At 41.8% G+C, this 13,137-nt stretch carries 17 protein-coding genes and 1 other annotated feature; of the genes, 6 read left to right on the forward strand and 11 right to left on the reverse strand.

Annotation, left to right across the window (positions count from 1 at the left end; translation table 11 throughout):
- Positions 1-4: 4 nt before the first annotated feature.
- The gene (gene hisG / locus ACHUFN_RS14750) at positions 5-907 is read right to left on the reverse strand and encodes an ATP phosphoribosyltransferase (protein ID WP_014950027.1); all 903 of its coding nucleotides are present in this window, start codon (positions 905-907) and stop codon (positions 5-7) included.
- Between the two features lie 50 nt (positions 908-957).
- Positions 958-1,075, reverse strand: a sequence feature (His leader region).
- A gap of 289 nt (positions 1,076-1,364) precedes the next feature.
- Between hisG and ACHUFN_RS14755 the strand changes: the two genes are divergently transcribed.
- A complete protein-coding gene (locus ACHUFN_RS14755) occupies positions 1,365-1,607 on the forward strand; it encodes a hypothetical protein (RefSeq protein WP_394223195.1) in 243 nt (80 codons plus the stop codon).
- Here ACHUFN_RS14755 and ACHUFN_RS14760 read toward each other — a convergent pair.
- From ACHUFN_RS14760 to ACHUFN_RS14775, 4 genes are all read right to left on the reverse strand, one after another.
- On the reverse strand, positions 1,604-2,380 hold the full coding sequence (locus tag ACHUFN_RS14760; RefSeq protein ID WP_394223196.1) for a ParA family protein: 777 nt from the start codon (positions 2,378-2,380) through the stop codon (positions 1,604-1,606). The genes ACHUFN_RS14755 and ACHUFN_RS14760 overlap by 4 nt on opposite strands.
- A gap of 271 nt (positions 2,381-2,651) precedes the next feature.
- Positions 2,652-3,224, reverse strand: a complete 573-nt coding sequence (locus ACHUFN_RS14765) for a lipid-binding SYLF domain-containing protein (protein WP_394223197.1) — start codon at positions 3,222-3,224, stop codon at positions 2,652-2,654.
- 156 nt (positions 3,225-3,380) lie between these two features.
- Positions 3,381-3,665: a DUF6482 family protein gene (locus tag ACHUFN_RS14770; protein ID WP_394223198.1), complete on the reverse strand. Its 285-nt coding sequence runs from the start codon at positions 3,663-3,665 to the stop codon at positions 3,381-3,383.
- A 109-nt stretch (positions 3,666-3,774) separates the two neighbouring features.
- Positions 3,775-4,257 carry a DUF2244 domain-containing protein gene (locus tag ACHUFN_RS14775; protein WP_394223199.1) on the reverse strand — a complete coding sequence of 161 codons (483 nt, stop codon included), beginning with the start codon at positions 4,255-4,257 and terminating at the stop codon, positions 3,775-3,777.
- A 153-nt stretch (positions 4,258-4,410) separates the two neighbouring features.
- Here ACHUFN_RS14775 and ACHUFN_RS14780 point away from each other — a divergent pair, with 153 nt between their 5' ends.
- From ACHUFN_RS14780 to ACHUFN_RS14790, 3 genes are all read left to right on the forward strand, one after another.
- Complete coding sequence (locus tag ACHUFN_RS14780; RefSeq protein WP_394223200.1) at positions 4,411-5,319, forward strand: sulfite exporter TauE/SafE family protein; 909 nt, start codon at positions 4,411-4,413, stop codon at positions 5,317-5,319.
- 112 nt (positions 5,320-5,431) lie between these two features.
- A complete protein-coding gene (locus ACHUFN_RS14785) occupies positions 5,432-6,736 on the forward strand; it encodes an alpha-amylase family glycosyl hydrolase (RefSeq protein ID WP_394223201.1) in 1,305 nt (434 codons plus the stop codon).
- Between the two features lie 88 nt (positions 6,737-6,824).
- The gene (locus tag ACHUFN_RS14790; RefSeq protein ID WP_394223202.1) at positions 6,825-7,043 is read left to right on the forward strand and encodes a hypothetical protein; all 219 of its coding nucleotides are present in this window, start codon (positions 6,825-6,827) and stop codon (positions 7,041-7,043) included.
- A gap of 73 nt (positions 7,044-7,116) precedes the next feature.
- Here the strand turns inward: ACHUFN_RS14790 and ACHUFN_RS14795 are convergent, their stop codons facing one another.
- Both ACHUFN_RS14795 and ACHUFN_RS14800 read right to left on the reverse strand, forming a co-directional pair.
- Positions 7,117-7,737 (reverse strand): phosphatase PAP2 family protein, encoded by a 621-nt coding sequence (locus tag ACHUFN_RS14795; RefSeq protein ID WP_394223203.1) that lies wholly within the window; start codon positions 7,735-7,737, stop codon positions 7,117-7,119.
- 139 nt (positions 7,738-7,876) lie between these two features.
- Entirely contained in the window at positions 7,877-8,521 is a 645-nt protein-coding gene (locus ACHUFN_RS14800) for an EF-hand domain-containing protein (RefSeq protein WP_394223204.1), read from the reverse strand.
- 426 nt (positions 8,522-8,947) lie between these two features.
- Here ACHUFN_RS14800 and ACHUFN_RS14805 point away from each other — a divergent pair, with 426 nt between their 5' ends.
- Together ACHUFN_RS14805 and ACHUFN_RS14810 are read left to right on the forward strand one after the other, a co-directional pair.
- Positions 8,948-9,646 carry a TVP38/TMEM64 family protein gene (locus ACHUFN_RS14805; protein WP_394223205.1) on the forward strand — a complete coding sequence of 233 codons (699 nt, stop codon included), beginning with the start codon at positions 8,948-8,950 and terminating at the stop codon, positions 9,644-9,646.
- A gap of 16 nt (positions 9,647-9,662) precedes the next feature.
- Positions 9,663-10,397 (forward strand): phosphatase PAP2 family protein, encoded by a 735-nt coding sequence (locus ACHUFN_RS14810; RefSeq protein WP_394223206.1) that lies wholly within the window; start codon positions 9,663-9,665, stop codon positions 10,395-10,397.
- Between the two features lie 151 nt (positions 10,398-10,548).
- Here the strand turns inward: ACHUFN_RS14810 and ACHUFN_RS14815 are convergent, their stop codons facing one another.
- The 4 genes from ACHUFN_RS14815 to ACHUFN_RS14830 form a co-directional block, all read right to left on the reverse strand.
- A complete protein-coding gene (locus ACHUFN_RS14815; protein WP_394223321.1) occupies positions 10,549-11,001 on the reverse strand; it encodes a DUF3291 domain-containing protein in 453 nt (150 codons plus the stop codon).
- A gap of 60 nt (positions 11,002-11,061) precedes the next feature.
- The gene (locus tag ACHUFN_RS14820; RefSeq protein WP_394223207.1) at positions 11,062-11,841 is read right to left on the reverse strand and encodes a hypothetical protein; all 780 of its coding nucleotides are present in this window, start codon (positions 11,839-11,841) and stop codon (positions 11,062-11,064) included.
- A gap of 138 nt (positions 11,842-11,979) precedes the next feature.
- The gene (locus ACHUFN_RS14825; protein ID WP_394223208.1) at positions 11,980-12,573 is read right to left on the reverse strand and encodes a class I SAM-dependent DNA methyltransferase; all 594 of its coding nucleotides are present in this window, start codon (positions 12,571-12,573) and stop codon (positions 11,980-11,982) included.
- A 243-nt stretch (positions 12,574-12,816) separates the two neighbouring features.
- Positions 12,817-13,068 carry a hypothetical protein gene (locus ACHUFN_RS14830; RefSeq protein ID WP_394223209.1) on the reverse strand — a complete coding sequence of 84 codons (252 nt, stop codon included), beginning with the start codon at positions 13,066-13,068 and terminating at the stop codon, positions 12,817-12,819.
- Positions 13,069-13,137: the final 69 nt, after the last annotated feature.

Consider the following 13,137-nt stretch of genomic DNA (forward strand, 5'->3'; position numbering starts at 1 on the left):
CCTTTTAGCCCATCATTTTTTCGATTGGCATTACAAGAATAGAGCTACAACCAAGAGCTTTAAGCTTTTCCATGGTTTCCCAGAACAAAGTTTCTGTAGAAACTACGTGGATAGCGACTTGCTCTTCATTGCCAGCAAGTGGCAGCACCGTTGGGTTTTCAGCACCAGGCAGAAGGCTTTTCACCTGCTCTAAATACGCTTTTGGCGCGTGTAGCATGATGTACTTGCTCTCTTTTGCTAGCAACACGCCATCAACACGCGGCATTAGGCGGTTAACCAGCGTTTCTTTTTCGTCGCTAAGTTCGCCGTCAGCGCGCTTAATTAGAACCGCTTTACTGCGGAAGATTACATCTTTTTCTACAAGACCATTTGCTTCAAGGGTTGCGCCTGTAGATACCAAGTCGCAAATAGCGTCGGCTACACCCGCGCGAGGCGCAACTTCCACTGAACCCTGAAGCATTACAGCTTTTGCATTTATACCCTGTTCTTTGAAGTAGCGCTCAAGCAGGTACGGGTAAGTGGTTGCGACTTTTTTGCCTTCTAACGACTGAATACCTTGGTAATCCATTTCGTTTGGCACCGCTATTGATAAGCGACAGCCGCCGTAGTCTAGGCGACGCAATACTTCGTATTCGAATGGCTTGCCAGCTGCTTTACGCTCTAGCATTTTCTCTTCTAGCTCATTTTCGCCAATAAAGCCTAGGTCAACAACACCATCCATAACAAGACCTGGAATGTCGTCATCACGTACACGAAGTAAGTCGATTGGCTGGTTCGTTGAGTGCGCAATCAGCAGACGATCACGAATATTTAATTTAATGCCAATCGCTTTAAGTAGTGCGATGCTGTCATCGCTCAAGCGACCTGATTTCTGTACGGCAATTCGAAGTCTTTTGCTGTTACTCATTGAAACTTTCCTTACACATTGTGTTTTAACTTTTGATTGCGCCTAAAACGAAAAACCCCCGGAAGTTTCCTTCCGAGGGTCGAGAATTTTTCTATCTGCGCCATTGGAAGGAAATATAGACCTTCCAGCACGAACCTGAAAGGTTATGCTTTATGATGGTGGTGATGTTTCGCAGCGCAGTTGATCATTTTTAAATTTAATTCCTAATTTCGAACGGCTGAAACATTAGCGGTTTGACTTACGATTTGCAAGGTTAAAATGAACTCTTTTCATATATTAACTCTAACTTAATATGTATATGGTAAAACTTATAGTTATGAAAATATTATGAACTGTTTGCTACGCGAATGTGTAACTGTCAATATTGTTAGGAGGAAAATTATTAACGAGTAATTGTTATAAGTGTGCAATAGGCTTTGTTAGGTGTGCCTCGAACTTTGTAATAAGGGTGATTCAAATGAGCAACGATTTATTGTTTCCAATATTGCCGCGCAATACCAGAGTGCCCGTAGAAGTAGACGAGCGTGTGAAAAAAGTTGAAAAGGCTAAAAAAAATAAAGGCTACAGTGAAGAAGAGCACAAAGAAAATACGGAGATTCAGCGTACTAAAATAGCGCATGCAGAAGCGCGAAGTCAGTCGCAAAATAGTGACGACGGCGAAGAGAAAAGCGGGCTAAAGCATATAGATGTTGATGTCTAACGCTCGTCCTTAAAATGAAGCTCTTCAAATAAAGCAGCTAGCTGCCCGGCCACTTTGTGCTTTGGTAAATAGAATGGCAGTGGTATGCGCTTAGAATGAGATTCTTTCACCTTTACCGTACTACTCAAATAACTGTCTAATACTGGTAAATTTTGAGACTGAAGGGAGTTCACTAATTCACGAGGCAGATTTGCCTGACTATTAAATTGGTTTACCACGATACCAAGTAAGCGTAGTTCTGGGTTGTGATCTTCTTTCAGTTCCAATGCATTATCTAGTAAGCGCACAATGGCTTGGGCAGAAAAGTCATCACAATCGAACGGCACGCAAAATCCCTCAGCTGCAATAAGCGCAGCTTTTGAATAGAAGTCAAAATTAGGGGGAGTATCGATATAGATATTGTCGAAGTCGTTTCTCAATTCTTTTAACGCATCACGCAGCTTAAAAATTTTATACCTCGATTCAAGTTCTCGCTCAACGTCTGATAACGCGGGTGACGCGGGCATTACAAATAAGTTTTCAAAGGGCGTTGGATGTACGAACTCGACAGGCTTCTTGGCCGTCCTAAAGATACCAACAACTTGTTTAAACATATCAGCGACGGTGAGCATGTCGTGTGTGATATCTACTCCGGCATAGTGGGTACTATTTCCTTGTGCGTCTAAGTCTATCAACAAGGTTTTATAACCTAGCTTCGCGCTTTGTGCAGCTAAATTGGTGCTGATCGTAGACTTGCCGACACCACCTTTTTGATTAAACACCACAGTAATCATAAGAAATTCCTTTTTAAGCTCTGGCCAAAATATGCCTAATTAAAAGGACTTATGCAAAACATTGTTGAATACTTATTCCCCAAGACAGTTCTAGCTTTTGTCTTCTTTGAGAATCAAGCGTGGACCTAGTTCTGAATTAATGTACCGCGTGAACAGAGAGAGGGGTCTACGATGGGGCTAGAGGGGAGAGGGCATAGTAAGCTACATAGAAATTGCGGGCTACCTTGTTGAGGAAGCCCGCTAAATATTGGCTATCGATATTGCTATTTAATTAGTTTAGTTCTTTATCAACCCAGAACTTTGTGCCTTTGACGGTAGCTTGAAGGGTTAATCCACTTTCTGTCATGGTATAAACGGTTACGTTTCCTAGGTAACCTTCACCTTCTGCTGACGCACCTTTATTACCAGCTTTGGCTGCCACATCTGCATTACCGCCCACAGTCCATCCGTTTTCAATAAAATGGTTCATCGCTTTTTGCGTGTGGAACACCATGACTATTCGGTAGTCTTTTGCACCTAACCCAAGACCGACCCCGCCCTCAGCCATGTTCATGTAGGTTTTCTCACCCGTCATATTATTATTTACTACTCCGTATCCTGTACCTGCTGCGACAAAAAACACGTTGATATTGGCATTAGTAAATACCGCATAGCCTGCTGCATCCCTTATTTGAGATCGGGTATCGGGCTTTTCTGAATAAAGGCGTGTTAATACGTTTGTTTGCATGTCTAAAATGGCTTGTTGCTTTTCAGCAACACTGCCATCACCCATCGAAGCACACGCGGTTAACCCCAGCACGGCGGCTAAGAATATTGATTTAATCGCTAACTTGTTAATACTCATGCAATTCTCCTTGGCATTTGGATATTTTATGCTTTACGACAAAAGACCACTTTTCTCGTTTGTAATTCGATAAAATACCTAATTTTTTTGCGTTACACGGGTAATACGCAAAAAGTGTGCTAGTTGGTGCATTAATATAGTAAGCGATCGGCTTTTTTACCATTCAATCTCAAGTTCAAGGGCACCGGGGTGATCAGTTTGGCCCACCATCTCTTCATAGGGCGTGCTTTGTCTAAGCCAAACATGTTCAAATGCTTGCGAGTCAAAGTGTTCTCTTATTTCGTTTAAGCAATGGAAGGTTTTAGGTTGAGACTTATTGTCCCGAACCAATGTACGGGATGCCCCCATTCCAGTGGATGCGAGATAGTTGCCACCTTCAATAGATTCGATATATAAATTCATTGTGCTTTCCTCATTGTGTCGCTGCTTTGTTTTATTCACAGTTAACTATTTAATTAGTCGAAATTGCTCACATTGATCATTAATTTTGTGTCATTCAAATGGTATGAGGGCAAGAACAAGCGCGAAAATTTCAACTTAATGCTTCGGCTTACCACCACTTATTCGAACAAACTGCTATACCTGCCTGGCTCAAACTATCGTGAACACGCTGTTTGTCATCTGAGTTCAAAAATGCTCCAACTTCAAACTGCTGTAGTTGAGTCTGAAGCACTAAGCGTGGTAGTCGTTGTTTATTGATATCTGTTAAAAAATACAAAGAGGTATCCTGGCGAGGAAAGCGTAAGCTCGCGCCATTCGAACGATAAATAGTAATACTCTGTTGCGATATCAAAACGGTTTCCCACTGATAAGTAGCCTTTGAAACTGCGTACATAATTCCGGCAAGTAGACTCACCTCTAATCCGGCAAATGGCAAAATAACCCATGCTCCAACTAAGGCCCAGGCTATGGCGATTGTGCTAATGAAAAGTGCAAACCCCAAAATTAAGAATTTAGTTTGCTGCCATGTTGCTGAGCGGTTAGGTGAAAGATGCAGTTGCACCTGCCGCTCAAATGTAGATACTTCAACCATGTTTTTGCGAAACGCTTCATAGAATTATCGTGTAAGTAAAAGCTTATACGTAGTGGAATAACAATAGTTTGAAATTTGTACAGCTGCTAGTTGCTAAATGGCTTTGTTGATAAAGATGTTGTTCTTTATCGTATTTTTATCTTAAGGACGTATGTGGTTTCTTTTATTAATCGAAATTTCGGTAAGTTGGTTTTAATAGTGCTGTTTTGCCTATGGTTAGTTGTCTTATTCGCACAGGCATCACCTGTTCAACTTATTCAGGAATTTGGGTTGTTTAGCGTACTTGGTGTGGTTGGGGCAATCTTTGCTAACGCTACCGGAGCCGGCGGTGGCGTTGTATTTGTCCCTTTTTTTAACTACCTATCATTCTCGCCTCAAAGTGTAGTAGCAACCAGCTTCGCTATTCAATGCTGTGGTATGACGGCAGGAGCGTTAACATGGGCGCGGTATTACAAGCGCCAGCACGGGCACGATCATTATTGGAAGGCGTTGCCCAGTGCACTAATGCTAACTATTCCAGCATCTATTTGCGGCATTGGTTTTGCGCAATATTCTTCGCAAAGCGCAAAGTTGTTAGAGCAATTGTGGGGAGGCGCAAATCATCTCCATGTGGCGTTTGGCGGTTTCTCTGTATTGTTGGCCTTGGCCATTTTTGCATCTATTCCGTTAATGAAACGCACCCATTTCGAAAAAGATCTTAAGACCAAAGATTTGGTTTTGCTTCCATTTATCAGTTTTGTAGGGGGGATTGTAACTGCGTGGCTGTCGGTTGGAGTGGGTGAGCTAATTGCCGTTTACCTAATTATTCGTGGTTTTAACGTGACCATGTCTATTGCTATCGCCGTTATTATATCTGCCGTGACAGTGTGGTCTGCGCTTCCGTATCACGCATTTATAACTGACGCAGTAGTTTGGCAAGTTGTTGTTTTCGCTGGAGCTGGAGCGATAATTGGTGGCTTGCTTGCCAAATATGTTGTTTTGGCGTTTTCGGTGCAGCGCTTAAAACTTTTTTTCGGCGTGTGGGTATTAATTCTAGGTGTTACAAGTTTACCTATTCTTTAAGTTCACAATTTTTGAGTGACAACATTTGTGTTTTCCTCCAAACCTACACGAATGCACAAAGACATCAAAAGCATTTCAAGCTTCACCGCTTCATTATAAAAGGAAAGATAAAATGGATATCAATCCTGAGCCTAAACATCGTTACAAAGTCGAACAGCCTAAATGGTCATCTCACGCTGTTATTTACCAGGTTAACACCCGTCAGTTTTCGAAGGAAGGCAACTTTGAAGGAGTGAGAAAAGGGTTGTCTCACATTAAGTCGCTTGGCGCAGACATTGTTTGGCTTATGCCTATTAACCCAATCGGTGATAAGCACCGAAAAGGTGAGCTTGGTAGCCCTTATGCGGTTAAAGACTACCTTGCCGTTAATGCAGAATTTGGCACAGAACAAGACTTCAAAGCGCTGGTGGAAGAAGCGCATCGCTTGTCGCTTAAGGTGATTATTGACTGGGTGCCAAATCACAGTGCGTGGGACAACCATCTAGTTACTGAGCATCCAGAATGGTATGCCAAAGACTACAAAGGCGATTTTCGCCCCTCTCCATGGTGGGACTGGAGTGATATCATTGAGTTTGATTATGAACAAGTTGGGCTTAGAAAGTACATGATCAACGCCCTGTGTTATTGGGTTGAAAAGTTTGATATCGATGGTTTTCGATGTGACGTGGCTGGGTATGTGCCAAACGACTTTTGGCAGCAAGCGGTGTCAGCGCTTAATAAAATAAAACCGGTTTTCATGTTAGCGGAATGGGAAGACCGTGATTTACACGAAACAGCGTTTAATATGACATATGCATGGAGCTGGAATGAAACGCTGCACGAGCTGGCTTACGGAAAGTGCTCACTTGATAGATTGCGAAAATATTATTCGTGGAATGAGCGAAGCTGGCCTCAATCAGCTTACAGAATGACATTTGTTAGTAACCACGATAAAAACGCATGGGACGGTACGCAGCGAGAGCAATTTGGTGATGCGTTAGAGGCGTGCATTGCTTTATCGGTAATAGGTGAGGGCATGCCTCTCATTCATAATGGGCAAGAAGCTGGGGAAACAAAACGGTTGGCCTTTTTTGAGCGTGACCCAATTGACTGGCAAAACCATGAAATAGGTGACTTATACCGCAAACTAATTGCCCTTAAAAAGTCCAAAGTCGTGCTAGGGAACGGAGAATACGGCGCAAGAATGATTCAAGTGCCAAACTCAAAGATGGATGAGGTTTTTAGCTTTGTGCGACATAACGAGCAAGAAAAGATGTTCGTTATTATAAACTTTTCAAGTGAGCAGGTGGATGTAACCTTTGAGGAACCGCTGTTTGAAGGGGATTATACGCATTGGGACAGTAACGAGAAGAGCGCTTTTAAATCAGACACAGTTCGCAATTTAGCGCCATGGCAATTTGAAATATGGTTAACTTAAAGCGTTGATCGATAAGTCTGGTCTTAGACTACAAATTGTGAACGGGTTTTTAAATTTTCTTTTGCCAAGCGAAAATTAAGGACGAACTATGACTGCAAATGATTCAACGGATAAGACAGAGGATCGCTCTTTAAATAATCATGCTGCTATTAAAACATCTATCGCTAATGGCGATGTTGAAGAGGTAAGGGCGCGACTAAAAGGTCATACTTTAGATAAGCTGGAGAAAAGCTATCTTATTGAACTGGCTCGTTTAAACGGGAGCAGTGAAATTGAAGAAATAATTGAATCAACGCCTGAAAATTAAGAGTCCGTCTGGCGTGAGTGTGTACCCCTCTTGAAGAGGTAGGGTACACTTTTTACTCATGCTTTTCTTACAATTAAACTTGTTTATGCAAAGGCGTGTGTCGTTTGAGGTTTTCGACTTCAGCTTCAACGGGCTTTTCTAGTTTCGAAATGGCGTAGGCAACCCCAAAACCCAAGCAGCTTCCTACTAAAACATCTGATAAATGGTGAGCATCTCTCTTTGTCCTCGACTTTCCAATTATAGCTGTGGCAGCTAAACCCGCCGCTGACGCTAGAAGAAGCGGCCCAGAGGAACGGGGAATACAACCTGCAACCGCTGCAACAGTTGATGCATGCCCTGACGGCATAGAATTGAACTTATCCTTTAAAGCTGGACCTTTGATTTTAGGGCCTGACTCAGCGCGTGGCCGCTTTCTTCCAATTATACGTTTAAGTCCGGCATTCAGCAGACCAGCAATTGAAGCCGAAAGCGTGGATTTTAGAAGAAAACGCTGCAATTTCGGTGCGTCTGCCGTTTTAGAAAGTGCATAGGCGGCGCCGGTTATTGCGACAACAGATGGTGGTGTCGTTGCTTTGCTCAAAGTATCAGAAGTAATGAAAGCATTTTTGCTTGACCCTGTTTGCTCAAAACGTTGCCTTGCTTTTTTGAACGCTTTGAACGTTAACAGGCTTTTAATGGCAGTGGAAGCTAACATAAATAACTCCTTGATGAGTTAAGATATGAATTAAGAAGAGCTGTCATTCCCGTACTTTGCCGTTACTTGCTTCGCAACTCAAACTACTGGGCTGAAATATGAAAGAGCCGCTCGCGCGACTCTTATCTCGTATCGACAGTTACTCTTCGTAGTTACCTACAGATAACTGCTGGTAACGAGCATATTCATTGCGCGTAATTAACTCATCATCGTTTACGTCAATTTTATCAAAGTCTCTCGTAACGCCACTTCTTGACGCTTCGGCTTTAGTAAGCTCACCGTCATTATTAGCATCCATCATCTCGAACTCACTTTTCGCAATAACCGTTTTTTCAGTGGTTACTGCTACTTGTTTCTTAAGAACTTTTTCGCCTGTTTCAGACTTAGTTTCAGCACGCAATTCGTGCGTCATTTTCTTGTCTTTCACTGATGCAACGTGCTCATCAAGGTCAGAATCAATGACAACCTCAGTTTCTATCGTGCCGTCATTCATGCTCTTTTTCATAGCCTTAGCAGAAGCCACTACCTCACCGTCAAAATGATGTGGATATTTCATTACGTGGGCGTTAAATTCTTTGATAGAGAGCTTCATATCTGAGTTGGCATCAATTTTAGAAAAATGTGCGAAAATCTCGTCATCATCGGCTTCTTCGCGTGAAATGTATCCATTATCATCGTTATCTAAATCTGCAAATGTCGTGTCGATTTTTTCCAACCCGTTGCCTGCAAATGCACCTGCAGAAAGGGCTGCACTAATCAAAGTGGCAATTGTTAACTTTTTCATTTCTAACTCCTTTGTTTTTCGGCCTCCATACTGCTTTAAAACGGAGGAGAGAATTCTTCAAAGGTTATTCATAGCACATGCCACTTGAGTAAATTGCATTTAAAACATAGGCTTGTGAGAATTTGACGGTGATGCGACTGATTTTTAATTGTGAGATCTATAGAGTTTTCTGCAAATGTTACTCGGCATGCCTTAACAAATATTATAAAAATTAAGGCTCGTTATCTCGTTCTGAAAACCAAAAAGAAGGTGGCCACTCCTTTTACTTTCTACGTTAGTGTCCTGTTTTGAAAAGCCAGTGATTGCATTTTTCTTAAAATATTTGTAATCGTTTATTCATTCATTCCGTAGCAAGTTATCAACGAGGTAAAGTTGAAAGGCGTAAAATAATAAGTGTTTACGTCTAGCCCCAACAGGAGTGGGTTAATGAAAAAAAAGAATCGATGGATTGTTAAAGGCGTTATGCTTGCTCTTTTTGTGGTTGCGGTTATTTTGCTATGGAAGTACGTGATATCGCGTGAGCAGGTAGTAGAAACCGTAGCATATATTCGCTCTTTCGGTGTATGGGCAGTTATTGTCTATTTTATACTTTACACGACTTTAGTTGCCCTCTCTTTCCCATCTACTATTTTGAATATAGCATCAGGCATATTGTTCGGTCTTTTTGCTGCTTTAAGTGTTTCAATACTTGCCGCTTTTAGCGGTGCTTGTATTACCTTTTTAATTGCTAGGTACTTTTTGAAGGAACATGTAGAGCATAAGCTCGAGCGTTATGAGGGCAGTAAGAGAATTCTAGCCTTGGCAAAAGATAGCGAGTGGCGCCTAGTTATATTACTCAGGCTCAATCCTTTCATTCCCGCGGTGATAAAAAGCTATGGTTTTGGTATCACAGATATACCATTTAAACACTATGCATGGTCAACGCTGGTAGGGCAGCTTCCTCTAGTAAGCCTTTATACTTATCTTGGTTGGGTCGGCGGGAATTCAATGCTTAATACTGAATCCCACCCTCAAACTTATCAATGGGCTATTTTGGGTGGGGGATTGCTTGTCAGCTTAATAGTGACGATTGTTGCGTATAGGCATACCAAGAAGAAACAGAATGCCGATTCGCAGTCTGCATAAGGAGAAAAAAGTGAATGTGAAAAATATCACACGCTCAGATTTTATTTTGGTGCTTGGTGGATTAGCCTTGGCTGGATGCCTTTGGGGTTTTCTCGAAATAGCTGGCATGGTCACAAGCGGTGGCACAGCAGCGGTAGACGAAAAGTTGTTATTGCTATTTCGAACAACACAAGACCTTTCTGATCCTATAGGTGCGCATTGGGTCGAGGAGTTAATGCGGGATATTACTGGGTTGGGGGGCGTAGGCATTTTAACGTTCTTTACGCTCGCATCGGCTGTTTATATGTTATTGATCAAAAAGCCTAAAATGGCGCTGTTTATTGTTGTTGCGATAGTGTCGGGGACGTTATTAAGCTTTGCACTTAAATATGGCTTTGATCGACCACGGCCAGACCTCGTTCCTCACGGCAGCTATGTTTATACACATAGCTTCCCTAGCGGACACTCGCTAATGTCAGCCTTGGTGTACTTCACATTAGCGACCTTGCTTTCACGAGTCGAAAAACGCAAGCGTGTTAAAATCTTTCTATTGTCGATGGCCGCGCTACTCACGGTGAGTATTGGTATTAGTAGAGTCTACCTGGGGGTGCATTGGCCCTCTGATGTGCTAGCTGGTTGGACAGTTGGCGTGTTCTGGTCAATTTTGTCACTCATGGTGGCTTCCTCTTTACAATCGTCCGGCGATATAGAGCAAGAGGGGGACGAGGAGTCGGACGAGGTTGAAGAGACCTTACATCGTCCGCCAGACTGACTCAGTTAAATCTTAGATGTTGGCAAGTCACTAAAATGTTTTAGGCCATTACGTCTCAGTTAAAGTGCACAAACGTGTGGCCCAAGTAATAAGATGCGCATAGTAAGTGTAGTAAGACAACAAGAACTGGCTGAGCCCTTGGTTTAACTTTTTATCCACTCGCCAGTTCTAGTTTCGCATAATGAGTTTTAAAGCTAAAAGCTTCCTGAGATTCCCCATATTTTCGCAAATACTCAAGTTTGTTAATTGCCTCTTGAACTGTGGGTATATGGCCTTCAGGAATCCACCACAAGGCATAAGATGCCTCTTTGAGTGGAACAAACCATTCTTTTTTACGTTTAAGAAAATCGATGTGATGTGTTTTGAACATGAAATCTTTGAGCGACTCCACGTTTTCCCATACTGACATGTTTACAATAATATCTGGGTTATCCTCAACTTTGACATTTGTGGCATCACCAGTTTCATCTTTTAAACGCCAGATAAAGCCTGGGCTCTTCTCAGCAATAGCGTTGATAGGGTCTAAGTTGTTTACGAAATCTGCCATTTCAGGAGATTCTAAATCGAATCTAACTTTTCCGATATTGATTTGAGCAAGGTGCATTGCGTCTCCTTTGCGCCCGATAACGGTATGATTCATTGATTGGTTCCAAACCTAGGCGTGTTAAGTGCCTTGTATGGGCGCAAAACTTCCAATTACTGACGTCCAATCACTTTCTAATTGATTGAACGTTTTTCCAGTAACAGACTCGGTGCTTTCTCCAGCATAAATTTTTAGGTAGGCATCAAGTCCATAATTTTCAATCAAGAACTGCGTGAAAGCTCCCTCTTGAAGGTATGCAAGCTTTCTACCTAAGCCAGTCTTCGCTGAGTGTCTAACGTTTTCTGCGTCTTTTAATGAAATTAAGCCTCCATAATTAAGCGAGGCGTCTGCAACAGCTCTGTATAAGTCTTGTCCAAAATCAGGATATTCAGGAACTTGGCCAAATCTGTGCTGTAAAAATACTGCAAGCCCATCATCGTAAAAGCGGTCTTCATAGCCGTGCTTTTTCTTTTTGCGAAAATCACTGACCGCGTAAACATGGGTGAGTTCGTGAATTACAGCCATACCACTATTGTTCTTTGATTTATCTTCAGAGAAAGCGGCAATAACTCGTTTTTCTGGGATGTGGATTGTGTTCCAATCCTGATAGGGCGTCCGACGCTTCTTCGAGATGAAAACGACTAAGTCTTCTTTAATTGGGGTGCCTTTGTACTGCGCAGATTGCGCAAGGTACGTTTTTACAACTTTTGTATTAGCACTAACAACGGTAGCGAGTTTTTCGACGATAGAAAGGGGAACATTGTCATCGTACTCAACGGTGAAATTGTCAGCCTGATAAGTTTCGGACATTGCCGATGTAGAAACAAATGTGAATAATATAAATAGGTATTTCTTAAACATAAAACCTTCCTTGTGTTAAACCTACATTACTTATGAAGAGCGCAAATGAGAGGGAAAGGACTATGCTTTGTACTCATAAGCGCCCCGATGAGCTAATTTGCTGCTCTTATTTTTACGTTAATTAGTGCTAAATAACAATCAGCCTTCTTCTTTTCGGGTAGCTATTCCCATTAATACCTGCATTGTGCTTTTCTGACTTGTCAGCGAAAACGCTTCGGTAACGCGCACAGTTGAAAGACCAACATTTAAATAGGCATTTTTAATCATGTCTTCAGTAAACCCAAAATCACCACCCTCATTCGTTCTTTTCCAATCCCATTGAACAAACGCTCCTTCCTCTTTTAATAAAAGCCTAAGGTCAGACAATGTTTTCTCAAAATCAGGGACAAAAGCACAAACAGAAGATGCAACTATTAAGTCGAAACCCCCTTTTAAAATGGGGTGTTCATTTTCCGAGTCTTTCGATATTTCGCATGATAACGTACTTACATTAGCAATCTTTTTTTTATCTAGTACGTCAATCATTTTGGGCGATGAGTCTACCGCAACAACTGATTCTGCTACTTTTGCTATTTTTTCGCTTAACAGCCCAGTACCACAACCAAAATCTAAAACACGTAAACCTTTTAAGCTTGTGTAGTCGCAAAGAGCCTCAAAAGCGTTTTTTGCATATTCGATTACGTCTGCGTTTGAATCCCAACCTTCAGCATAATCGTCCCAACTATCACTCATTAATAATCCTACTATTCAAAAATTTTTTATTGTATTACGGCGAAACGTTTTTGCCGCATTAGCAAACAAGCTAACCGATCTTATGTGTTCAATCTAACGCAGTAAGTCACGTGTTCGCATAGTTTTTGTTTATTGTCTCAGACCTTACCCAATTGCCCAAACGCAAAGTTAACGAACAGCCGTTAACGTTAAGTGAGCTAGCGCACAAATTTCAAGTCTTAGCGACACTAGCCAGTTCACAAATTATTGGTTCTCTACGTTGACCTTAGCGTACCTTAATATGGCAGAGCCTGTACCTTTGTTTGCTACTCCATAACTAAAACGACTTTCACTATGGCTTAGGAAGATTTCCACGTTCGGCCAAACCGTGGTTTTAGCATAGGCTCTATCTATATATGCAGAATAAACCGATATACTGGCTGTAAGAATGGCGATAAATAGCGCAGTTAAGGCAATCAACATTTCTGGGTTGCGATACCATTTTTCTTTTTCCATTTAATCAGCCCTTTAAAACAAATATTTCCGATATATTTAATTTTCAACTTAAAGGAGGCAGCACTTACA

The organism is Alteromonas gracilis (assembly GCF_043642145.1).
Lineage (GTDB): Bacteria > Pseudomonadota > Gammaproteobacteria > Enterobacterales > Alteromonadaceae > Alteromonas > Alteromonas gracilis_B.

Bases quoted from the DNA above. Each gene is read 5' to 3' on its own strand.
- hisG (WP_014950027.1), bottom strand. From the start codon at position 907: ATGAGTAACAGCAAAAGACTTCGAATTGCCGTACAGAAATCAGGTCGC.
- ACHUFN_RS14755 (WP_394223195.1), top strand. From the start codon at position 1,365: ATGAGCAACGATTTATTGTTTCCAATATTGCCGCGCAATACCAGAGTG.
- ACHUFN_RS14760 (WP_394223196.1), bottom strand. From the start codon at position 2,380: ATGATTACTGTGGTGTTTAATCAAAAAGGTGGTGTCGGCAAGTCTACG.
- ACHUFN_RS14765 (WP_394223197.1), bottom strand. From the start codon at position 3,224: ATGAGTATTAACAAGTTAGCGATTAAATCAATATTCTTAGCCGCCGTG.
- ACHUFN_RS14775 (WP_394223199.1), bottom strand. From the start codon at position 4,257: ATGGTTGAAGTATCTACATTTGAGCGGCAGGTGCAACTGCATCTTTCA.
- ACHUFN_RS14785 (WP_394223201.1), top strand. From the start codon at position 5,432: ATGGATATCAATCCTGAGCCTAAACATCGTTACAAAGTCGAACAGCCT.
- ACHUFN_RS14790 (WP_394223202.1), top strand. From the start codon at position 6,825: ATGACTGCAAATGATTCAACGGATAAGACAGAGGATCGCTCTTTAAAT.
- ACHUFN_RS14795 (WP_394223203.1), bottom strand. From the start codon at position 7,737: ATGTTAGCTTCCACTGCCATTAAAAGCCTGTTAACGTTCAAAGCGTTC.
- ACHUFN_RS14800 (WP_394223204.1), bottom strand. From the start codon at position 8,521: ATGAAAAAGTTAACAATTGCCACTTTGATTAGTGCAGCCCTTTCTGCA.
- ACHUFN_RS14805 (WP_394223205.1), top strand. From the start codon at position 8,948: ATGAAAAAAAAGAATCGATGGATTGTTAAAGGCGTTATGCTTGCTCTT.
- ACHUFN_RS14815 (WP_394223321.1), bottom strand. From the start codon at position 11,001: ATGCACCTTGCTCAAATCAATATCGGAAAAGTTAGATTCGATTTAGAA.
- ACHUFN_RS14820 (WP_394223207.1), bottom strand. From the start codon at position 11,841: ATGTTTAAGAAATACCTATTTATATTATTCACATTTGTTTCTACATCG.
- ACHUFN_RS14825 (WP_394223208.1), bottom strand. From the start codon at position 12,573: ATGAGTGATAGTTGGGACGATTATGCTGAAGGTTGGGATTCAAACGCA.
- ACHUFN_RS14830 (WP_394223209.1), bottom strand. From the start codon at position 13,068: ATGGAAAAAGAAAAATGGTATCGCAACCCAGAAATGTTGATTGCCTTA.